General features: G+C 71.1%; 17 protein-coding genes. 12 read left to right on the forward strand and 5 right to left on the reverse strand.

The window, feature by feature from the left end; genetic code table 11:
- Positions 1-34: 34 nt before the first annotated feature.
- The 10 genes from ACIRB7_RS13835 (at position 35) to ACIRB7_RS13880 (ending at position 7,686) form a co-directional block, all read left to right on the forward strand.
- The gene (locus ACIRB7_RS13835) at positions 35-187 is read left to right on the forward strand and encodes a hypothetical protein (protein ID WP_403597000.1); all 153 of its coding nucleotides are present in this window, start codon (positions 35-37) and stop codon (positions 185-187) included.
- Positions 184-2,190: an ATP-binding cassette domain-containing protein gene (locus ACIRB7_RS13840; protein ID WP_403597003.1), complete on the forward strand. Its 2,007-nt coding sequence runs from the start codon at positions 184-186 to the stop codon at positions 2,188-2,190. The genes ACIRB7_RS13835 and ACIRB7_RS13840 overlap by 4 nt, the downstream gene beginning before the upstream one ends.
- Before the next feature lie 234 nt (positions 2,191-2,424).
- Positions 2,425-3,891, forward strand: a complete 1,467-nt coding sequence (locus ACIRB7_RS13845) for an NUDIX domain-containing protein (protein ID WP_403597006.1) — start codon at positions 2,425-2,427, stop codon at positions 3,889-3,891.
- A 49-nt stretch (positions 3,892-3,940) separates the two neighbouring features.
- Entirely contained in the window at positions 3,941-4,342 is a 402-nt protein-coding gene (locus ACIRB7_RS13850; RefSeq protein WP_403597008.1) for a hypothetical protein, read from the forward strand.
- Positions 4,264-5,475, forward strand: a complete 1,212-nt coding sequence (locus tag ACIRB7_RS13855) for a methyltransferase (RefSeq protein ID WP_403597011.1) — start codon at positions 4,264-4,266, stop codon at positions 5,473-5,475. The genes ACIRB7_RS13850 and ACIRB7_RS13855 overlap by 79 nt, the downstream gene beginning before the upstream one ends.
- Positions 5,476-5,607: 132 nt before the next feature.
- Positions 5,608-6,666 (forward strand): NUDIX domain-containing protein, encoded by a 1,059-nt coding sequence (locus ACIRB7_RS13860; protein WP_403597012.1) that lies wholly within the window; start codon positions 5,608-5,610, stop codon positions 6,664-6,666.
- Complete coding sequence (locus tag ACIRB7_RS13865) at positions 6,567-7,031, forward strand: phosphotransferase family protein (RefSeq protein WP_403597692.1); 465 nt, start codon at positions 6,567-6,569, stop codon at positions 7,029-7,031. The genes ACIRB7_RS13860 and ACIRB7_RS13865 overlap by 100 nt, the downstream gene beginning before the upstream one ends.
- 123 nt (positions 7,032-7,154) lie before the next feature.
- Positions 7,155-7,292, forward strand: a complete 138-nt coding sequence (locus tag ACIRB7_RS13870) for a hypothetical protein (RefSeq protein ID WP_403597015.1) — start codon at positions 7,155-7,157, stop codon at positions 7,290-7,292.
- Positions 7,289-7,492, forward strand: coding sequence for an NUDIX domain-containing protein (locus tag ACIRB7_RS13875; protein WP_403597018.1), 204 nt, complete (start codon positions 7,289-7,291; stop codon positions 7,490-7,492). The genes ACIRB7_RS13870 and ACIRB7_RS13875 overlap by 4 nt, the downstream gene beginning before the upstream one ends.
- A gap of 47 nt (positions 7,493-7,539) precedes the next feature.
- Entirely contained in the window at positions 7,540-7,686 is a 147-nt protein-coding gene (locus tag ACIRB7_RS13880; RefSeq protein WP_403597020.1) for a hypothetical protein, read from the forward strand.
- Between the two features lie 124 nt (positions 7,687-7,810).
- On the opposite strand, the gene ACIRB7_RS13885 is transcribed toward ACIRB7_RS13880, so the two are convergent.
- Positions 7,811-8,050 (reverse strand): hypothetical protein, encoded by a 240-nt coding sequence (locus ACIRB7_RS13885; protein ID WP_403597023.1) that lies wholly within the window; start codon positions 8,048-8,050, stop codon positions 7,811-7,813.
- A 171-nt stretch (positions 8,051-8,221) separates the two neighbouring features.
- Here ACIRB7_RS13885 and ACIRB7_RS13890 point away from each other — a divergent pair, with 171 nt between their 5' ends.
- Positions 8,222-8,494 carry a hypothetical protein gene (locus ACIRB7_RS13890; RefSeq protein WP_403597025.1) on the forward strand — a complete coding sequence of 91 codons (273 nt, stop codon included), beginning with the start codon at positions 8,222-8,224 and terminating at the stop codon, positions 8,492-8,494.
- A 121-nt stretch (positions 8,495-8,615) separates the two neighbouring features.
- Here the strand turns inward: ACIRB7_RS13890 and ACIRB7_RS13895 are convergent, their stop codons facing one another.
- The 3 genes from ACIRB7_RS13895 to ACIRB7_RS13905 all read right to left on the reverse strand — a co-directional run bounded on the left by ACIRB7_RS13895 (position 8,616) and on the right by ACIRB7_RS13905 (position 18,912).
- Positions 8,616-16,799 carry a SpvB/TcaC N-terminal domain-containing protein gene (locus tag ACIRB7_RS13895; protein WP_403597028.1) on the reverse strand — a complete coding sequence of 2,728 codons (8,184 nt, stop codon included), beginning with the start codon at positions 16,797-16,799 and terminating at the stop codon, positions 8,616-8,618.
- A gap of 582 nt (positions 16,800-17,381) precedes the next feature.
- Positions 17,382-17,597, reverse strand: coding sequence for a hypothetical protein (locus tag ACIRB7_RS13900; RefSeq protein WP_318211914.1), 216 nt, complete (start codon positions 17,595-17,597; stop codon positions 17,382-17,384).
- A 397-nt stretch (positions 17,598-17,994) separates the two neighbouring features.
- A complete protein-coding gene (locus ACIRB7_RS13905) occupies positions 17,995-18,912 on the reverse strand; it encodes an NADP-dependent oxidoreductase (RefSeq protein WP_403597694.1) in 918 nt (305 codons plus the stop codon).
- Positions 18,913-19,205: 293 nt separating this feature from the next.
- Between ACIRB7_RS13905 and ACIRB7_RS13910 the strand changes: the two genes are divergently transcribed.
- On the forward strand, positions 19,206-20,900 hold the full coding sequence (locus ACIRB7_RS13910; protein ID WP_403597031.1) for an alkaline phosphatase D family protein: 1,695 nt from the start codon (positions 19,206-19,208) through the stop codon (positions 20,898-20,900).
- A 235-nt stretch (positions 20,901-21,135) separates the two neighbouring features.
- On the opposite strand, the gene ACIRB7_RS13915 is transcribed toward ACIRB7_RS13910, so the two are convergent.
- Positions 21,136-21,498 (reverse strand): PRC-barrel domain-containing protein, encoded by a 363-nt coding sequence (locus ACIRB7_RS13915; protein ID WP_403597033.1) that lies wholly within the window; start codon positions 21,496-21,498, stop codon positions 21,136-21,138.
- Between the last annotated feature and the right edge of the window lie 137 nt (positions 21,499-21,635).

Consider the following 21,635-nt stretch of genomic DNA (forward strand, 5'->3'; position numbering starts at 1 on the left):
CACACGTACCCATCGAGCCCATCCGGAGGCCTCCATGCATCCCGTGCCGCTGACCACCGAGTACGCCTCCGGATTCGAACGACAGGAGTCCTGTACGCCCACGCGCGGTATCTCCCCGCGTCCGGCGTTCCCCGCCGCCGCCTCCGCCGCCTCCGCTGCCGTCTCCGGCGCGAGGTGGGCGGCGTGAGCGAGTACAGCGAGGAGAAGACCCTCGGAAACACGGTCCCCGGACCCCGGGCCGCCCCGCTCACCGCGCCGCCCCGGACCCTTCCCGTCGGTTCCGAGGACGGGGACATGACCGAGGAGATGGAGGAGGCGTACTGGTCCGTTCACGACGGTGCCGCCGCGCGTGCGACCGTACGGCAGGTCCTGGTACGACTGCCGCGGATCACGGGACGGATCGGGCAGCTCGCGTGGCGGGCCGACCGCCCGGCGACCGTCGCCGTCGTCGCGTGCCAGCTGGGTTCCGCGGCCATGAGCGCGCTCGGGCTGATCGCCTCGGTCGCGGTGCTGCACGAGCTGTTCGCCCAGGGCCCCACCCCCGACCGGGTGCGCGCCGCCGTCCCGCAGATCCTGCTCGTCGTCGGATTCATCGCCGCGCGGGCCCTGCTGGAGGCGGCGGTCGCCGTGGCGCAGGCCCGGGTGACACCCAAGATCCGTACCGCCCTCGAGAGCGAGTTCTTCCAACTGACCGCCCACGTGCGGCTTGAGGCGGTGGAGGACGCGGACTGGCACGACGAGGTCTACCGCGCCAACGACCGGGGGCTGTTCTACGCCCGGCAGATCGTCGGCCAGGTCGTGTCCCTCGCCTCCGCCGTCCTCGGTCTCGCCGGGACCATCGGGGTGCTCGGCATCCTCCACCCCGCCTTGCTGCCCCTGCTCCTGCTGTCCGTGCTGCCTGTCGGGATGGCGGCCGTACGCAGCGCCCGGGCCCGCTTCCACAGTTTCAAGCGGTGGAACGCCCTCCAGCGCCGGGTCCGGGTCTTCTCCTGGCTGCTCCTCGACCAGGACGCCGCCGCCGAGCTCCGTTCCGACACGGCGCAGGGCGCGCTCCTGGACGAACACCGCCGTCTGATCACGCGGATCGCCGCGGAGGACACGCGCCTGGGGGTACAGGCCGCCCTGCTGAACCTGGCCGGCCGCGGGGTCGGCGGGGTCGGCACCGGCGTCACGTACTGCGCGCTCGGCGCGATGCTGATCGCCGGCTGGCTGCCCCTGGCCGCCGGTGCGGGCGCCGTCCTCGCCATCCAGGCCGGGCAGACATCCCTGACCCGGCTCGTCGAAATCGCGCACCTCGTGTACGAACACGCGATGTGGGTCGACGACCTCCTCGCCGTACAGCAGCGCTGCCGCGGCCTCCAGCAGCGGGCCACCGGACTGCACGCCCCGGAGCAGGTGAAGACGATCACCCTGGAGGACGTGTCCTTCACCTACGCGGGGAAGGACACCCCCGCGCTCGACGGGGTGTCCATGACGCTCACCGCGGGCGAGACCGTCGCGTTCGTCGGTCTCAACGGCGGAGGCAAGAGCACCTGCGCCAAGGTCCTGGCCGGGCTGCACGACGTGCAGCGCGGGCGGATGTGCTGGGACGGCGTCGACGTACGGACCATGGACGCCCAGTCCCTGCAACGGCAGGTCGCCTGCGTGCTCCAGGACCCCGTCCGCTTCCCCTTCAGCGCCCTGTCCAACGTGACCGTGTCCACCGGCAGCCTGACGGAGGCCGACCCCGAACGGGCCCTGGCCGCCGCACGGGCCTCCGGCGCCGATCAGGTCCTCGCCGCCCTCCCCGGACAGTGGGAAGCCCTGCTGTCCAAGCGGTTCCGTGGCGGCCAGGAGCTCTCCGGCGGGCAGTGGGCCAAGGTCGCCGTGACACGCGGCCTGTACAAGAACGCCCCCCTGCTCCTCCTGGACGAACCGACCGCCAGCATGGACCCCCCGTCCGAGCACGCCGTCTACGAAGCGGTACTGCGCGGCCGGCTGCGCGAGGACCAGATCACCGTCCTCATCTCCCACCGGCTCGCCAGCGTCGTCGACTGCGACCGCATCTACGTGTTCGACGCGGGCCGGATCGTGGAGTCGGGGTCGCACGACGACCTCATGGCCCTCGGCGGCCTCTACACGCAGATGTTCACCCTCCAGGCGGGCGGCTACCAGGCCCGCACCACCGCCGAGGAAGGGGCCGCTTCGTGACGACGAGCACGCCCCCGACCCGGCTCGCCACGGTGACGCTCCTGCCCGCCTCCGAGTCCGGCATCGTCGCCGACTCGGTGAGGCGGAGGAGGTACGCCGTGACCATCTCCGCCGGCGCTCTTCCGACAGCATCGCACCGCCACGGACCGGACGCGCGGTCAGCCGCCGGTCCGGCCGCTCCGTCGCCCCGCGGCCTTCCCCGCATCCTCTCCCCGATCACCGTGAGGTCCTGACGTGTCCCCCTCCGCCTCGCACATCCGTGCCGTGGTCGACGCCTACCTGGGGCGCCACCCCGGCGAACGTCACGGACTGACCGACCTGCTCACCGCCCTCGAAACCGGTGGTGATCCGACCAGCCGCTCATACCTGCCGGGGCACATCACGTGCAGTGCGGTCGTCATCGACTCGAATCTCCATGTCCTGCACGTTCTTCACAGGGGCACCGGGCTGCACCTCGCTCCCGGCGGGCACGTCGAGGCCGACGACGAGACGCTGCTCGCCGCCGCGCTGCGCGAGGTGCGCGAGGAGGCCGGAATCCCTCCTGGCGCTCTCAGCCTCACCCATGTGTTCAGGGACGGGCCGATCGACATCGACGTCCACGACATCGACGCCGACCCTGCCAAGGGCGAGCCCGCGCACCAGCACTACGACGTCCGCTTCGTCTTCCACCTCGCCGACGGCGCCCCGGAGATCGAGCTGCGGGCCGAGGAGGTGTCCGGCGCCGCCTGGTTGCCGTTCGGCGAGGTGTCCTCCCCGACTCTGCGCGCCAAGTTGGCGGGGTCAGGGCTGGACGGCGTGGTCGAGCCGGTGAACGCCTCCGCGGTGATCCACGACGGCGACGGCCGCTATCTGCTGCATCTGCGGGACGCGAACAAGCCCTGGATCTGGCAACCGGGATCATGGTCGCTGCTCGGCGGCGGCCGTGAACCGCAGGACGCCTCGCTCCTGGACACGATGCGCCGCGAGCTGGGGGAGGAAGCCGGTCTCGTCATCCCGGACCTGGATCCGCTCGCGGTCGAGAACGTCATCGGAACCGACGGCACCGCGGTGCCCATCCAGCTCTTCGTCGGACGGTGGAACGGCGACCCGGGCGCGCTGCCGCTGACCGAGGGGGTGATGCTCGCCTGGGTCCACCCCGAGAAGTTCCCCCACATGACGATGCTGCCCTCGACCCGGGAACTGCTCCGAAAGCACGCGGCCGACCACCCGGCCGGGGCCGCCGACCCGGCGACCGTGCCCACGCGCTCAGCGGCCCCGCCCGGGAGCGTGCCGCACATCGTCGGTGTGCACCTGTATCTGGAGCGCGACGGCCACGTACTACTGGGCCGCCGCCACCCCGACTCCGCGTACGCCGGGAACACCTGGCACGTCCTCGCCGGCCACTGCGAGGCGGAGTCGGCGACCGCGTGCCTCGTCCGGGAGGCGTACGAGGAGGCCGGACTCGTGATCGACCCGGCCGACCTCGAGCTCGTCCACACCGTCCACCTGGTGGACCGGCCAGGGGACCAGCCGCGTATCGGACTCTTCTTCCGCGCCCGCCACTGGGAGGGCACCCCCGAGCTGCGCGAGCCTGACAAATGCGTCGGCTGGCAGTGGTGGAGCCCCAAGGACCTGCCCGAGCCGACCGTCCCCTACACCCGCGCGGCAATCGAAGGCATCCAGGCCGGACGCCCCTACACGGAGATGGGCTGGTCGCGTTGACCGACTTCGCCAGTATCGGCACCCCTCCGACTGAGCCGGGGTGCGAGCTGTGACGGCTCCGGCGAACACCGCGCTCGACGCCGGTGCGGCGGGCGCGGCATCGTGGCGCGGCAACGCGAGCTTCCGGGCGTACTGGGCCGGTGAGGCCGCGGCCCTCGCGGGCTCCTCGCTCCACGGCGTGGCGCTGCCCGTGGTCGCCGTGCTGGAACTGGACGCCACACCGGGGCAGGTGTCCTGGCCGGCAGCCGCCTCGACGGCGCCCGCATTCGTCCTCGCCCTGCCCGCAGGGGCAGCCGGCGAACGGTGCTCGAAGAAGCAGATCATGGTCGGCACCGACCTCGACCAATCCGTCGCCCACGAAGGAGGAACCTCGTGTCCACTGAACTCCACACCGCTACGAGCGGACGCCGTGCCGCCATGGTCGAGCGTCTCGAGTCCGAAGGCGTCCTAGCCGACCCACGGCTGCGGGATGCGTTGCTTCAGGTACGCCGCGAGGTGCTCCTCCCGCACGCCTACATCCGGGTCAGCGGTCCGGATGCGGACCCGATCGACTGGCGCCTGCTCGACGGCTCCCACCCCGACGACCAGGCGGAGTGGCTCGACCTGATCCACAGCGACGAGTCGATCCTGCTCCAGCGTGACGGCGAACCCCTCGACGCCCTCGGTCGGGGGCCGGTGACGGGCGGCCACATGACGTCCATGTCCACCTTCACCCCGGCCACCCTCGAAGCCCTGCAGGGCCTGCGACTCGCCCCGGGGCTGCGGTTTCTCGACCTCGGGACCGGTCCAGGTGTCTCCCTCGCGCTCGCCGCCGCCGTCACCGGCCCCGGTCTCGCCGCGGGTGTGGAGCGCGATCCGCACATGGCCGCGTTCGCCCGACGGAACCTGGACACACTCGGCCTGGGCGCGGTGGTCGTCGAAGGCGACGCCCTCGACGGACACCCGGCCGGCGCGCCGTACGACCGGATCCACTCCGGCATCGGCGTGCCCAGCGTCCCACCCGCCTGGCCGGAACAGCTCGCCCCGGGAGGCATGCTGCTGACGACTCTGGCGACCCGCACCCCGAGCTGGCCCGGGCAACTCCTCATCACCCGCACCCCGGCGGGCCGGATCGAGGCGGTCCTGAAGGGGAGACCGCGCGGGTACAGGCCGCTGCTCGGCTACCGCTGGCTCACCGCCCTTGACCACCGCGCCCGGATCAGGGCCACCCCTGGCATGGCGCGGCTGACCCCGCTGGCCCCGCCGGCGGACGACGCGTACGGCTTCTGGATCGCCGCCGCCTACCTGGCGCCGGGTCTCGTGCGCGACTTCCAGGCCGAGACGATGACCATCGTCGCCCCCGAGGACGACTCGTGGGCGGTTGCCGGCCCGGGCGACGGCACCGTACGCGTATACAGGTCGCGCGATGTCTGGGCCGAACTCGAGGCCGTGTACGCCCGCTGGGACCAAGCCGGCCGCCCGGACACGTACCTGGTCGACATCCCCGACGGTGCAGGCCCGCAGCACGTCACCTCCGGCACCGGACCGAAGGCCCTCTCCTGGGCTCTGCCTCCGCTTGCCACCGTTCCCCCACAGCCGTCGTAGTCCCGCCACACGATGCCGGTACCGACTGGCCCGGACCGGCCGGTACCGAACTCAGGAGATTGCCATGAAGGCCTTGACCACCGACGTTGCCGGGTTCATCGGCTCCACCCTCGCCTCGCTCGGGAGGCGCGCGTGAGCGGCGCCAGGCGGCACACCGAGCCGGTGGACGTGCATCTCATCGCCGTCCGCGAAGGGAAGAACGGACCTGAGGTGCTGCTCTCCCGCAGAGCAGGCGCGGTCTACGCGGCCGGCCTGTGGCACGCTCCGTCCGGCCACCTGGACCCGGACGAGAACGTCGTCGTCGCCCTCGCCCGGGAGACCCGCGAGGAGACCGGCGTCCTCGTCGACCCGAACGACGTACGCGCGGCGGTCACCGTGCACCACCGCTCCCCCGGCGGCGGCGCGCGCGTCGGGTTCTTCTTCGAGGTACGACGGTGGAACGGCACTCCGCAGATCATGGAGCCCGAGGTGTGCGACGCGATGGGGTGGTTCCCGTTCGACGCGCTGCCGGAGCCGATGGTCGCGTACTGTCGGGCCGGGCTCGACGCGTATCGGGCCGGGGCCCGCATGGCGGTCCACTTCCAGGAGCCCGGCGATCCCATCGCGTACGACCCGAAGGCAGACAGGCTCCGCCTCGTCCACGCCGCGGGTCCCGGCGGGCCGCTGCCCGGGCCGGAGGTGGAGGGGTTCGCCGAGCGGGCCGTCGGCCGGATCGCCGAGTGGACCGACGTGTCCTGGGCGCGGGCGAACAGTCGCGTGTGGCGTGTGCGGGGTGCCGCGGGCGGTGTGTGGTTCGTGAAGGTCCACCAGAACGACAGGTTCCATGCCCGGGAGACCACGGCCCTGCGCAGCTGGGTGCCGCGGCTTGAGGGCACCGGGCCCCGCCTGGTGGCCGCGGACGCCCAGCTGCGGACGGTCGTACTGACCGCGGTCGAGGGCCGGTCGCTGCACGGGGCGGTGCTGTCACCGGGCGAGGAGCTCCGCGTGTTCCGGGCGATCGGAGAACTCGGCGCGCGCATCCACGCCGGCCCCCGCCCCCGCCCGACCCCAAGGCTCCGCCCGTCGACCCGTACGCCAAGCTCGAACGTCACCTGGAGGCCGCCCGGCCTCATCTCGCGCCCGGGGATGAGGAGTACGTCCGGCAAGTCGCGGAACACGCCTTGCTGCTGCCGCCGATGGACTCGGTGGTGACCCACGGCGACTTCCAGCTCCGCAATCTCCTCCTCGCCGACGACGGCACCCTCCGGGTCATCGACTTCGAGCGCAGCGAACTGCAGGGCGCTGTAAGGGACTTCGTTCGGATACTCGACAACTTCGACGGCCGGAAGGACCTCTTCGCTGCGTTCCTCGACGGCTACGGCCGTCCCCTCACGGAGGCCGAGGAGGCGCACCTGGTCGCGAGGGCGGTCCTGGACGCGGTGTCCGGGATCGCCTTCGGGACCGTGAACGGCGACCCGGAACTCGTCGAACGCGGACGCCGAACCCTCGCCCGCCGCCGTCCCACCGGCGTCATCCTGCCTGCCCCGACAGCTCCCGACGGAGGTCCCTCGCGATGACACACAACAGCACAGGCATGCCGCTCGAGGCAGTATCCGCTCCACGGCCGGCTGCGCTCGGACTTCGTCCTCTCGGGGCCGCTCGACGAACCGTGGCTCGTCATCTGGCGCGATCACCTCGCCTTGCGGCTCCAGGCCGGGGGCGACGCCCGCGCCTACGTCGTCGACGCGCCACTGTACGAGGAGTTCGGCATCACCGGCAATCCGGCGCTGATGCGGGTGGCGAGGTGCCCGCAGGCCCGGGAAGGGGGCGAGGAATGACCGGGACGTGGCTCCCGCCCGAGGAGTACGCGGCGTCGCTGCCGAAAGCGACCGTCTTCGGCAGCGTGTTCTTCACCGACGCGGACGACCGCCCGCTTCACCTCCACGCCGTCTACAGCGCCGAGCATCCCTGGCAGTGGCCCGGCGGTACGGCGGAGGCGGGCGAGCGGCCGTGGGAGACGGCCGTACGCGAGACCTAGGAAGAGACCGGCCTTGTGGTGCCGGGCCACCACGGTTACTGGCCGCCGTGTTCGGCCTGCCCGGCGCGCCGTGGCCCCTGGCGACCGCGGGCTTCGTCTTCGACGGCGGACGGCTCACTGGTCGGCAGATCGCGGGCATCACCCTCGCGCCGGCGGAGCACGACGAGGTCGGGGTCCACGCGCTGGTCAAGTAGCCCATCTGTAAACCGCTCTCGGGAGCGGGAGGGCACCCAAGCGCCCCGTTGGCGAGACCGCCGCGGGGCCCTGTCCATTTACGGATCCGGCCCCGCGGCGGGGATGGTTGTCGACTGGGCGGGGTTATCGGCCGCTGTGGTCGATGACGTTGCCGTTGGAGCAGTTGTTGACGTGGTCGCCGACCCAGTCGCCCAGGACGGGAACGACGGCCACCTCCTGGAGGCACACGGCGGCGGCGGTGAAGTTCCAGGCGTTGGCGGCGTTGACGCCGCCGCCGAAGTTGGAGTCGTTGTCGGCGTGGGCAGGGGCGGACATGGCGGCCGCGGCAAGCGCGGTCGCGGCGATGGTGATGATCTTCTTCATGTCGACTGCACCGAGGCCGAAGCGGAAAAGACACAGGATTTTAGGCCACCCAGCTGTCCGCCGTCCCGCAGCGCCAGATCTGTCCGAGGGCGGGTGGGGTCGGCTTTTCAGCCGGCGAGGCCGCGGCCGAGGTCGGGGGCGTAAGAGCGGTTGACGTTGTAGTGCAGCCGGGTGTGTCTGCTTCGCGCGCCGATCGCGGACCAGGGAGCCGCCGGCGACGACAAACTCATCGCCGAGGTGACGGTGCCCGCCCAGGCACCGGGCGCGACACCGTTCACGTCGTTCGACGACGCGGCGCCCGACGACCGGGCCGGGGTGGACACCGAGAAGTACCGCTACTTCATCCTGGCGACGGCCAAAAAGACGAGCCCCACAGCAACCGCACTGTCCGGCCAGGCGTCCCTGCACACCTTCCAGATGAGCTACGTCCCACCGTCTCCTTGACGGGCGGTGCACCCGACGTGACTCGGCATGCTCCCTCCCGAGACCAGCGGACCCCAGCGGACCCCCGATCCCCCGCCAAAGGACAGGCGGCGGGTCGGGGGTCCCGGTGTGGCGGCGTCCGCTATCTCGGCCGGTCCTCGATCAGTCCGGCTTTCTTCAGCGTGTCGTACTGGGCCTTGATCTCCGCGTGGAGGGCCTGGGCAGTCAGGCCCTTCTCCCCGTATCTCTCGTACAGGCGGATACCGAACGAGATCGCGGCGATGTCTCCCTTGTTGAGTTCCTGATTCTCTATCAGGTCGACGACGCCCGCACCCCCTTGCAGCTCCACGGAGCTGAAGCCGGCCGCCGCGCCCACGTAGCCGTAGTGGACGTTGGACCAGAAGTCGTCCCGGATCCGGCCGCCGGTGTCGCGGATGTCGGACGTACCCCACACCTGGCCGTCGGTCATCTCCTGGATCTTGCCCTTGTGGTCCCACGGGCCGCCGGTCTTGACGAGGTCCTTCCACATCGTCAGCGCCTTCTTCTTGTCGGCGTACGTGTTCGGCTTGAACCACCTCGTCCACTTGCCCGTGTTGAGGTCGTGCATCTTCTGTACCGGGCCTGAGCGGGAGTTGTCCGTCATCTCTCCGGCCATGTAGGCCGTGATCGCGTCGTAGGCCGCCTCGGGTGCCCGCCCGCTGGGGTCGACCAGCTTGACGGGATTGTTGTGCGCGTACGTGTACGCGGCGAGGTTGCGGGGTTCGGTGATCCCGCCCGCGAGCTTGGTGTCGAGGTACTCCGGCAGGGCCGGGTCGGCGCTCGCCCACAGCTGGGTTCGCGGGTTGTAGTAGCGGGCGCCGTGGTAGCTGAGGCCCGTCTCGCTGTCGAGTTCCTTGCCCGTGTACTGGTACGGCGTGTCCGCCTGCCCGGCCCGTTCCTCCACCCAGGTCTCCCCGGACGCGAAGTACTCCAGGTGTTCGGTCACCGCCCCCGTGCCGTCCGTGACGTACCCGGACGAGCCGAGGTGGTCGGTGTGGAAGAACGACCGGGCGTTCTCGACTCCGTCCGCCACGGTCTTGGTCGTCAGGCGGCTCTCGCCGATGAAGACGTGCTTGTAGCCGGTGCCGTCCCGTTCGCTGTAGTTCCGGTTGGGGTACAGCGAGAGGCTTTCGCCCTTCTTGGCCACCCGCTCGCCCGCCGCGTCGTACACATAGGACACGGTGGCGTCCGCGCAGCCCGCCGGGCTCTGCTCGACCGTCGAGGCCGTGGTGTCCTGGTTGCAGGCGAGGCGGTTCTCCTCGTCCCACACGTACTGGCGGCGCTTGCCCGCCGCGGCGGTGTTCACCGTGGCGGTGAGGTTGCCGTTGGCGTCGTAGGCGTTCGCGACCGGGCCGACCCGGCTCGGCGCGTGCGGCTTGTCACCGCCGTAGGCGTAGGTGTAGTCGTACGTGGTCCTGTCCTGCACCTCGGCCGGGTTCGACGGGTCGTCGACCGGCTCGATCGGCCCGGGGGACCCGGTGCCGACCGGGAAGGCGGGGACGCCGCCGGTGATCTCGTGGCGCTGGGACTTGCCCGTGATGTTGTGCACGGAGTCGTAGCCCAGGGTCAGGCTGTACGTGTTGACCTGGTTGTTCTTGTCCGTGTACTGCCCGGACGCCGACGTCAGCCGGTTCAGGTCGTCATAGCCGTACGTCTGGGAGCTCGGACCGCCGATCACCGCGTTCCGCGGCGCGGAGTTCGCCAACGCCGTGACGTTGCCCGCGGCGTCGTAGGTGTAGCCCACGTCCTGGAACGTCGACGCGGCGGGCGTGGCGGGCGTGGCGGACTTCAGCGTCGCCAGCCTGCGGTCCTCGGCGTCGTAGGTGTACGTCGTGCGCACCCCGTTGCCGGTCTCCTGGAGGGTCTTCTGGCCGAACTTGTCGTAGTCCAGCCGTTCCAGGTACGTGTAGTCGGTGCCGCCCTTGGCCCCGGTCGCCCGCGTGACCTGGCCACCGGAGTCGTAGGCGTAGGTGAGCACCTCGCCGTCGGGGTAGGTCAGCTGGAGCACGCGGTTGAAACTGTCGTAGCGCCACGCGGTCGTGTAGGTGCGGGGTGAGCCGGCGACGGCGCTGATCACGCGCGTCTCCCTGGTCAGCTCGCCCAGCGGCCCGTAGCCGCGGGTGGTCGTTCCGGCCGCGTCCCGGACCTCGGTGATCCGCGACGCGGCGTTGTCCGCCGCGCCCGGGGCGCCGTAGGAGTAGGTGACGTCGTTGGCCGGGAACCTCGGGTACCGGACTGCCTTCAGCCGGGAGTAGTCGTAGTCGTACTCGATGGTCTGGTCCGTGGTCCGCAGGTTCGCGGTGGTCTTCGCCGTGATGTTGCCGGCGAGGTCGTAGCGCGTCTCGGTCCGGCCCGCGTCCGGGCTGTCGTACACCGTGCGCCGCCCGAGGCCGTCGTATTCGGCGCGGGTGACGTTGTTCTTGTCGTCGGTGATCGCCGTGATCCGGTCGAGCGGGTCGTACGCGTAGCTGGTCCAGACGGCCGTCGAACCGCTGAACTCCTTCACCGCCGCGGTCGTGTCGCGGACGCCGGTGTAGACGCGGCGCTGCTTGCCGTTGGCGTCGGTCGCCGTGTTCTCGAACCGCGTCACACCCGCTCGGTCGGGCCCGACTCCGTACGCGTTGGCCGTGCTGGTCCCGTCGGGCCGCAGGATCCTGACCGACCGGTCCAGGACGTCGAACGACTCCTTCGTCGGGGCCACCGTGTCGAACGCGGCGTTGAACGTCGTGTTCGCCGCGCCCTTGGGTTCGGTCACCGGGTGGTACTTCTCCGTCGTGCGGCCGAGGAAGTCGAACGTCAGCCGCCCGGACACCGTCATCACCGGCTGTGGCACCGACCCCGGCGACGCGGCGACCGACGCGTCCTTCTTGGTCTGCAGCACCCGCTTCAGGCCATCGCTGAACGTGACGGTGTCGATGGTGTCCGCCCGCGCGCCGCCCGCGTCCCGGTCCAGGTGCTTCGTCGTGGCGTACGGGACCGCCGCCTCGGGGTGGTGGTCGAGGTCGACCGTGACGCGGTCGCCGCCCGCCTCGTACGGGCCGGTCACCGTGTCCAGCCGGCCGACGCTGTCGTACGACATCGTCAGGGGCTGGTCGTTCTGGTCGGTGCTCCGCTCCGGCAGGCCGTACTTCAGGTTGTGCGTCGTGGCCGACCGGTATCCGAAGCTGTCCACGACGGACTCGATGTGCACGCCGACGACGGTGTCGTAGCCGTACTCCAGCCGGTAGCGCTGACCGGACTCGTTCGCCGGCCGCGTCACCGACCGCAGGTTCCCGTCCGGGTGGTACTCCAGGTCCGTGACCGCGATGTCGGTGGGCGTCGCGTACTCCCGGATCTGCCGCAGCGCCCCGGTCGCGCAGTCCACCGTGGCCTCGCGGTACCGCAGCGTGGTGTCCGTCGCGGTCGCGCGCTGGGACACGGATTCGGCCAGGCCGACCAGGTGGCGGTCCCGGCACGCCGGGTCCGACGTGGTGTACGCGAAGTCGGTCTGGACGTCGTCCTCGACGCCGTCGTCCCCGGCGTCGAAGGAGCCCGTCAGGTTGCCGTGGTCGTCGTAGGTCAGCACGGTGTGCGTGGTCTTCGCGGGTTCCCGCGCGCCCTCGTGGAACTTCTTGTCCACCCGGATCGGCTGCGGGAACACCGACGCGGTGGTGCTCGTCGGATCGGCCGCCGTGCCCGTGGCGGTGTCGTGGAGCCGGTAGGTCCTGACGGTCTCGGTGAACGGGCGGCCCGCGCCGTCGGTGGTGAGAGTGCGGGCGAGCAGGCCCCTGGTGTACGGGCTGTCGGTCCTGTACTCGTCGGTCACCGACCGGTAGAGGGCCTGGTCCGCACCGGGATCGCGGACCTCCGAGACGACCTTGCCGAAGCCGCGGAACTCGCGCTCCAGCCGGTCGTACGTGCCGTTCTCGTACCGGTAGGTCGTGAGCTGCTCGTCGGCCCCGTCGCCGGTCCGGCCGTCGAACACGGAGGTACGGGACAGGACCCAGCGGCTTTCGGGCATGGCCTGGGTGTTGCCGGTACGGGTGTAGTCCAGGTCGATCCGCGCGCCCATCGGGCGCGACACCGAGCGCAGGAGGTTGGTGCGCCCGGTCTTGTTGGCGGCGACCAGCATCTCGTTGTCGCGGGTCGACCTGACGTGGTCGGCGAGGCCGTCGCCGTTGACGTCGCGCAGGCTGGTCTCGGCCCGGCTGATGCCGGTGGAGGCGCTGGCTCCGGGGTTGAAGACGAAGACGCCGACGGGAGTGGGCAGGCCGACGGTGAAGTAGACGCCCGCGCCGAGACTGGCGTTCTTGTCGACGGCGATCTCGGGGAAGCTGCCGCGGAAAGGGGCGGGCGCGGTGAAGCCGGTGCCGGTGTTGACCGCGACCTTGATCGCGTTGGCCCCGTCCGTGAACACCCGGTCGGTGAGGCCGTCGCCGTTGACGTCCAGCATGCTCGCGTTCGTGAACGAGGTTCCCAGCTCGGCGGAGAGGCCGCCCGCGAAGCCGTAACGGTCGACGTTGAACCCGAGGTTGACGCCGACGTTGCGGGTGGACGCGTCGTTGACCGGTCCGGCCGACCAGGGCTCGCGGGCGGCGAAGGAGTAGCCCAGGTTCAGCTGGGCGTCGCCGTTGCCGAACACCTTGTCGGGCAGCCCGTCCCCGTTGACGTCGATCAGGTCGACGCGGGCGTCGGACTCGCCGCCGCCGAGGCTGCCGCCGATGCCCAGCGACGGCTGGAGAGCGCCGGTGGAGGAGGTGTTGGCGCTGGTGCTCGCGTCGGGCGCGGCCATGCCCAGGGCGCTGGCGATGGTGGCGGTCTCGCTGCCCGCGGAGAGCGACACGTTGCCGGAGACGTTGTCCGCCTCGCGGACGTTGCCGCCGAGGGTGCCGCGCGTGGCGCCGAGCGCGCCGCTCATGTCGGAGAACTGGATCTCATTGGCGCCCACGACGTCGGGGTAGCCGTCGCCGTTGAGGTCGAGGTAGTCGACCGAGCCCGCGGTGATCCCGCCGACCACGGTGCCGCCGAACGGGCCGGCCGCGAGGGTGGCCGACACCTGGCCGGTGACACCGCGGCGCATCACCGCCCGGTCGCCCGCCACGTCGGCGTCGGTGACGACGTCGATGGTGTCCGCGCCGAGACGGGAGCTCGTCGCCATCGCGGCGGTGATCCAGGAGGACTCGTCCTGGGCGGCCCAGCCGCCCTTGGCGGGAACGGGGGCGAATACCGCGAGCCGCGGCATGGTGAGCCGGGGGTTCGCGGCGAACACCGGGACGTCCGCCTCCTTGGGCTCCTTGGGGAGCGCGTCCTTGAAGCTCTGGTCCAGCGTGAGTTCGGCCTGCTTGAGCGGCTGGGTGGCGCGCTCGCGGTTGCCCTGGTAGCCGATCACACCCCAGCCGCGGTAGGGCTGGGCGAAGGCGCCCTGCCCGACGGAACCGTGCACGGCGCTGGGCGCCGGGGCGAAGGTCGGCCAGCTGGACGTCACGTCGTAGGTGACCGACGCGGACTGCTCGACGAGCAGGCCGAGCAGCCCGGTCTCCGTCGTGGAGTAGTCGATGTAGAGCTCGTCGCCGGCGGTGACCGGCACGGTCAGGTCCAGGTTCGCGCCACCGAAGTAGGTGTCCTTGGCCTGGAAGATCCGCTTGCCGAGCAGCTGCCCGCCGCGCTTCTTCACCGTGAACGCGATCTTGGCGTCACCGAGGAGCCCGAAGTTGAGGGAGATCTTCGGCCGCACCTTCATCTGGCCGGTCCTGGTCGCCTTGTAGGTCTGCTGCGGCGCGGTGAGGGTGTCCGCCGGGAACATGGTCATGTCGTACGGCGGGGTGATCACCAGCGTGGGATTCCCGGCGGCGTCGACGACCGACTCGACCCCCTGCGCGGCCGTGTAGTGCGCCTTCGGCGCCCAGCTCACCGCCGAGGGGTCGATCGGGGAGTCGGTCTTCAGCTTCCATGACATCTTCTCGAACATGCTGACCGGGATGCTCACGTCGATCGCGGTGGTGCCGGTCGACGCGGCGGGCAGGACCTTGCGGAACACCTCGGTGCCGGGGTGGACGCCGTTGCCCTTCTCGATCACGACGGTCACGTCGTCCGAGGTCGCCTTGGACTTGACCACGTCACCGGTGAGCCGCAGCGTGCCGTTCACCGGCACGGTCACCAGGGACGGCCTGCCGCCGAAGGTGAAGTCCGTCGACGCGCGGAACACGGTGCTCGCCAGCCCGTTCGCGTCCGTGCCGGCCGGCAGGTCGGTATAGGTGATCGCCGGGTCCCACGCCACGGTGTCGTACTCGCCGTCCAGGATGGACTGGGTACGGAAGTACAGCGCGTCGCCCTTCTTCACGGGGATCGACGCCACGTTGCCCGGGGTGAACCGGGCGTGGTCGTCGGGGCCGATCCGCTGCGCCCAGAGTTCGGCGTCCTTGTGCTGGATGGTGACCCGCACGCCGTCGGCCTTGGTGTAGGCCGCCCGCGCCGCCGAGGGGTCCTCGGTCAGCTGCACGCCGCCGTCCACGCGGACGGTGCCGTCGAAAGGCGCGACCCAGCGGCGCACCGTGTCGAGGAGCGGCGAGTTGTCCACCTGCTGGTTGAACTGCGCGGTCTGGTCGCCGACGATCGCGCCGGTCACCGCGCCGCCCCCGATCGGCGCCGGCGTACGGGCCGAGTCGGCGCTGTAGGCGGGCTGCCCCTCGGCGTCCAGGTAGCCGAACAGCACGCCGCCGTTGTTGACCAGGTCGGTGATGCCGTCGCCGTTGACGTCGCTGAAGAAGCGGTCCGAGGTGGTCGTGGTGCCGACGAAGTCCAGCTGGGCCGAGGTGGTGAGGACGTACGCCTCGACGCCGATGGTGCCGGACAGCGTGCGCTCGGTCGAGATTCCGGGGAGGTTGGTGAGCTTGATCGGCGTGTCGCCGAACTTCGGCGCACCTCCCGGTGTGGCCAGATTGGGCCGGTAGAAGACGTCGTTCTTCTTGCGGAACACTTTGTCCGGCAGGTTGTCGCCGTTGACGTCGACCAGCGACGACAGACCGTCGGACTGGCCCGCGCTGAAACCGACCTTCAGCCCGACGGAACCCTCCTTGGTCGGCAGCCCCTGCACGTTGTAGCCCGCGAACAGGTGCGCGCCGAAGCCGGCCGACGTGTTCGCCGAGATCGCGCTGGCCTCGCCTTCGCGGATGTTGACCCCGAGGTCGTCGTCGGGCACCGACCAACTCGTCGCGTCGGCGAATGTGTTGTAGTTCCCCGACTGGTCGCGGACGTCGTCGAAGTAGTCGAACGTGTGGGTGTTGAACAGCTGGTTGCTCTCGCTGAACTGCGATACGGAGGTGAGCAGCGTCTTGGCGAACGCGCCGGTCCGGTAGTTCAGCTCGTAGGCGCGGATCAGCTGGTCGTCCAGCTTGACCTCGACGCGCCGCAGCAGGTCGGCGGTGACCTTCTTGAACCCGTACCTGGCGTCGATCCGCACGTCCGCCCGGCGGGGCTCGCCGCGCTCACGGTCCCGGATGAACGTCACCGAGTACCTGCCGTCGGTGTCGCCGCGCCCGGTGTAGGTGATCTTCTGCGGGTACAGGTCGCTGCCCGGAACCGTGGAGTCCGCCGTGCCGCCGTCGGCCACCTTGGCGTACCGGTAGCGCAGGACGTTGTCGTTGCCGTCGCGGATCTCCCGCGCCGCCCAGGTGGCGACGCGCCCCTTGCCGTCGGCCAGCGAGCTGTCGGCCGTACCGCCGAAGAGTGTGCGGACGCCCCGCTTGTCGGTGACCTCCCACCAGTAGTTCGCGGGGCTGTCGCCGTGGCGCACGATCCGGTCGAACCGGCCCTCCACCCGGGAGTGGAACACCTTCTCCGCGGTACGCGCCTGTAACGCGCTCCGGTGCGCCACCGGGGTCAGCTGCTCACCGTTGAGCAGATAGGTCTCGGTCTCGAGGCCGGTGTCGTAGCGCGGCACACCCCACCGTGTGTCGACCGTGACCATCGGCGTGGCGAGGTCCCACCCGACGCCGAGCCACCCGTTCGCCCCGGAGGAGTTGTAGGTGACGGCCAGCTTCGGCTCCAGACCCGCGCGCCCCTTCGGCACCTCCAAGGGGTACGACAACCGCGCGTCACCACTGTTGTTCGCCGAGGGCGCCTCGACCAGGTTCACCCCGGAGCCGGGGTCGGCCGCCTTGATGTCCTTGATCTGGTTCGGGTTGAACGACGTGCCTTCGGGATGCTCGGGTCCCTTCACCGTCGATTCGGCACCGGCCCGCGGTTCCGCCGCCGTGACCCACCCCGGCGGCGCCGCCCCGAGCGTCGGCAGCGCGACGACCAAGGTCACCAGCAAGATTTTGACGCGCGCACGAGCCGACGCGAGGACAATCATGTCCCCGACCCCCTCTGGAGACCGAATTCGACCTAGAACACGGGACTTTCGTGGAATTGCGGCCAGTAACCCACCCCGGCGACCGCTCGCTTGAACGTACACGTTCAAAAAGTTCGCGGACAAGGTCGGTAATCGGACTCACGCCAGGCTGGGGCTCGATCGATTCAGTTCTCCAGGCGACCGTTGCGTGCGTCGCGGGTGAACCGGCGCCGGATCGCCTCGGTCGACACGGTGCGTGTCCGGATCGCGGCCGCTCGCATACTTGATCATCTGGTCGTACTGCTGGGCGATGGGTTCCCAGCTGATCGGGAGGGCCGGCGCCGGGGTCCGCTGCGGGTGGGCGTCAGGGTCGCCGGCCACCGCCGGTACGGTCTCACCTTGTTGATCCGCTAGACGCACGCCGGCAGGTCGAGCACCCGATCTCCGACTGGCCATGCGATTCCCTGCAGTTGGGCTCGACAGCGAACCAGGGCATCCCCACCGAGGCCACGTGGCCGACCGCACTCGACGTGGAGAACGCCACGCCCCCTCCGCGTTTCAGGCGGCCTCGTACTCGTGCGCCCTGACTCCGCGCCACTCCACCCAGCGGGGATCATCGAGCAACTCCTCGGCGTCCTCCAGGCCGGCTCGTCGGAGAAATTCGACGACGTCCCGGTCGCTGTGGGCGAGTCCGAGGATGCCGCCCTGGCGGACCGTAACCCGGCGGCCGCCGGTCGGCGAGGGGGGGTGGACGACTATCGGAGCGATGCTCATGCCTCCAGGGTGCACCCGCCCAGGCGCGGACGCCGAGCTCGGCGTCCGCGCGGGCTTTGCCCCACATCACCTCAGCAAAGCCGTCGCATGTACTCCCGACCACAGGACAGGCAGTGGGTTTCCCGAGGTCAGCGCACTCGTCCGCGCGGCTTCAGCGGGGTGGCGGGCAGTTCCGCATCAGCGCAGGTCAGAGGCGTTTCGAACCATCGGCGGTCAGCAAACCGTCAGCATGGGTCTCGAAGGGGTTGCCCGTCATGGCGGCCAAGACCCTCGCCCATGGAACGGGCACGTACTTCAAGGACTGCGAGCACGTCCCATCCCGGTGGGCAGAGTGCCCACAGCCGGGGAGGCTGACGTCGGGCGTGGGGGGGGGACCGGCTTCAGGCGGGGGTCGGCTTCAGATCTCGATGACGATCTTCCCCGCGGTGTGGCCTTCCTGGCTGAGGGCGAAGGCCGCTCCGAGTCCGGAGAGCGGGAAGGTCGCAGCGACATCGACCGTGAGTCGGCCCTCGTCGGAGAGTCGGCCCAGAGCCGCGAGATCCTCGCCGGACGGCCTGACCCACATCCACTGGCCGCCCGCGCCGAGCACCCTGTGGTCGGCGACCGAGGCGTGCCGCCCGCCGTCGGCCAGGACGGCCAGGGTGGTCTCCAGGACACCGCCCACGAAGTCGGCGACGACGGTGACCCCGTCCGGAGCCAGTTCACGGACGCGTTCGGCCAGCGCCTCCCCGTACGTCACGGGCTCGCAGCCGAAGCCGCGCAGCCGGTCGTGGTTGCGCGGGGAGGCGGTGCCGATGACCCGCGCGCCCAGCGCCCGGGCGAGCTGGACGCCGAAGGACCCGACGCCGCCGGCCGCGCCGTGCACGAGGACGGTGTCGTCGGCGGTCGTGCCCAGGCGCGTGAGGAGCTGATGGGCGGTCAGGCATGCCAGCGGCAGTCCCGCGGCCTGTGCCCAGTTCAACGAGGCGGGCTTGGCGGCGAGGGCGCGTACGGGCACGCTGACGTACTCCGCGAAGGTGCCGCCGTGCACGTAGTCCTTGCGGGCGTAGGCCATCACCTCGTCGCCGACCGCGAACTCGGGCACGTCGATGCCGAGCTTCTCGACGGTGCCGCTGACGTCCCAGCCGGGGACCGCCGGGTGGACGACGTCCATCAGGCTGTCGAGGCCGCCCGCCATGATCTTCCAGTCGACCGGGTTGACCGCGGCGCACCGGACCTTGACGAGGACCTCCCCGGGAGCGACCTTCGGCAGCGGCAGCCGGGTCTCGCGGAGCACCTCGATCCCGCCGTAGGTCTCGTACGCCATCGCCCTCATGGTGTCCTCGGACATCTCCGCAACCTTTCCTCTGCCGTTCGCTGCGCCGCCCATCTGAGCACGGCGTGTCCCCGGCGCCGCGGACGACTCGCTCGTCCTCGGCGGGCTACCGTGCCGGCGGGGCCTGCCGGGTGACGCCGGAGCGCGGGCCGCTCGGGTCGTGGCGGTCCTTGTGCGCTGGGGGCCCGGTCCGGGAGAGGGCGGGTGGGCGCTGGGTCGCCGTTTCCGTCGTCGTTCAATACTGTGCACAGCGGCCGTTCCGTACCGTGCGGAGTGCTGGAAGGGGACTCGTGATGGCCGGTCTGAGGCTGGGCCCGCTCCTGCGACACGTGGACTGGGAGTCGGGCACGAGCGCGACGGTGTGGGTCGAGGCCGACCGGGCGTGCACGGCGGAGGTCCGGTGCCCGGGGGGCGCGGGGGGTGCGACTCCGACGTTCCTCGTCGCCGGTCACCACTACGCGCTGGTGGTGGTGACCGGGCTCGCCCCCGGGTCCGTCACGGAGTACGAGGTGCTCCTGGACGGCGAGCGGGTGTGGCCCCTCGCCGGCTCGTCCCAGCCGCCCAGCACCATCCGTACCCCGCCCGTCCATGCGACGGGCGCGGTGGTCGCCTTCGGTTCGTGCCGGTGGGCGGCGCCTGCCGTGGGCGAGCCCGATCCGGTGGGTCCCGACGTCCTGGACACCCTCTCCGCGCGGCTCGCCGCCGACCCGGAGGACGGGCGTCCGGACGTTCTCCTCCTCCTCGGTGACCAGGTGTACGCGGACGAGACGTCGGCCGGCACCCGTGCGTGGATCGCCCGGCACCGGCGGGCCGCCGGTACCGGTTCCGCCGCCCCGCCGGACCAGGTCGCCGACTACGAGGAGTACACGCACCTCTATGACGAGTCCTGGGGCGATCCCGAACTGCGCTGGCTGCTGTCGACCGTGCCCAGCTGCATGATCTTCGACGACCACGACGTCATCGACGACTGGAACACCAGCGCCGCCTGGGTGGCCGAGATGCGGGCGACGCCCTGGTGGCACGAGCGGATCACCGGTGGGCTGATGTCGTACTGGGTCTACCAGCACCTGGGCAACCTCTCCCCCGCCGAGCTCGCCGAGGACGAGCTGTACGCGGCGGTACGGGCGGCCGACGACGGCACGGAGGTGCTGCGCGCGTTCGCCGAACGCGCCGACGCCGACCCGGCGACGGTGCGCTGGAGCTATCGCAGGGACTTCGGCCGCACCCGGCTGCTGATGGTCGACACCCGGGCCGCGCGGGTGCTGGAGGAGCACGACCGGGCGATGCTGGACGCCGAGGAGGCGGCGTGGCTGCGGACGCAGGCGTTCGACGACCCCGGTGGTGTCGACCACCTGCTGGTGGGGACCTCGTTGCCGTGGCTGCTGCCCCCGATGGTCCATTTCGCGGAGGGCTGGCACGCGGCGCTGTGCCGGGGCGAGCGTGGCCCGCGGTGGGCGCGCTTCGGTGAGTGGCTGCGCCGACGGGCGGATCTGGAGCACTGGGCGGCGTTCACGTCGTCGTTCGAGAGGCTGACGGAGACGGTCGCGGAGGTGGGGAGGGCCGGGACGGCGCCGGCGACGGTGTGCGTGCTGTCAGGGGACGTGCACCACGGGTATGTGGCGGAGCCCGTCTGGTCTGCCGGGGGGCAGCCGCGTTCCCGTGTCTTCCAGTTCACCTGCTCACCGCTGCACAACTCGGTGCCCGCGGTCATGCGGGTCGGGTTCCGGTTCGGCTGGAGCCGGTTCGCGAAGGGGATCGGGCATCTCCTCGCCCGCCACGGGCGGGTCGCGAGGCCGGCGGTCAGGTGGGAGCGCACCGGCGGGCCGTGGTTCGGCAACCAGTTGATGACGCTGACGCTGCACGGGCGTACGGCGCGGCTGCGGCTGGAGAGGGCCTCGGCGGGGGCGAGGCGGGGGTCGCGCGGGACCGACCGGGCGGGGGCACGGCTCATCGGTGTCATCGACCGGAGTCTGACGGACGGGAGCTGACCCCCGCCCGGGCGGGGCCGCCGGTGGCAGCCGGGCCGACGCCGGTCCTGGGATGCCGGGGGCGCGTTTTTCGCGTCCTGGATGCCGGTCCCGGAGGGCGGGGGCGGGTTGCGCGTCCTGGCGTGGGCCGCTCCCCCGGTGGCGTACCGGGGTGCGGGGGTCCGGGCGGGTGCGCACGGTGCCTGCCTGTGGGCGGAGGGGGCGGGCTTGCCGGAGGGGAGGGGTGGGGCTTGTCCTACAGCGGGCCGGCCCCGCCGGTGTGTCCGTAGTACGCAGCCACCTGGTCGCGGTACGCGATCTCGTCGAGGTGCTTCTCGCGGTGGAACTCGGGGGCGTTCTCGATCTGTGCCCTGCTGAGGTCCAGGTGGATCCTCTTGTCCTCCGCGTCGATGCGGGAGATCGTGTTCGCGGGCAGGAGGACCTCCTTGCCGAAGATCCATACACCGGTGTCGACCACGATGTAGGCGTCGTCGACCTCTTCGGAGTGCTTGTCGACCTTGCCGATGCTCCCGTCGAGCGCCTCCACCCTGTAGCCGGTGAGGTCCGTGCCGACGGCGTAGTTGAAGGACGGCCGGTAATTCCATGCGTTCTCAGTCACGTACGAACAACTCCTTCGTGTCACCCTCTGGCGAACGCGTGCCCCGTCACGCCGTTCCCATGCCCGGGGGCCGGCATGGGTAGGGGGCCGTGCGCGGCGGGGGGTGTCGCGGGCGCGGCCCTGGTAGGGGGTGTGGG

Source organism: Streptomyces sp. NPDC093795, from assembly GCF_044764665.1.
Lineage (GTDB): Bacteria > Actinomycetota > Actinomycetes > Streptomycetales > Streptomycetaceae > Streptomyces.

Excerpts from the sequence above, each read along its gene's own strand:
- ACIRB7_RS13835 (WP_403597000.1), top strand. The coding sequence starts at position 35 with ATGCATCCCGTGCCGCTGACCACCGAGTACGCCTCCGGATTCGAACGA.
- ACIRB7_RS13875 (WP_403597018.1), top strand. The coding sequence starts at position 7,289 with ATGACCGGGACGTGGCTCCCGCCCGAGGAGTACGCGGCGTCGCTGCCG.
- ACIRB7_RS13885 (WP_403597023.1), bottom strand. The coding sequence starts at position 8,050 with ATGAAGAAGATCATCACCATCGCCGCGACCGCGCTTGCCGCGGCCGCC.
- ACIRB7_RS13900 (WP_318211914.1), bottom strand. The coding sequence starts at position 17,597 with ATGAGCATCGCTCCGATAGTCGTCCACCCCCCCTCGCCGACCGGCGGC.
- ACIRB7_RS13905 (WP_403597694.1), bottom strand. The coding sequence starts at position 18,912 with ATGAGGGCGATGGCGTACGAGACCTACGGCGGGATCGAGGTGCTCCGC.
- ACIRB7_RS13910 (WP_403597031.1), top strand. The coding sequence starts at position 19,206 with ATGGCCGGTCTGAGGCTGGGCCCGCTCCTGCGACACGTGGACTGGGAG.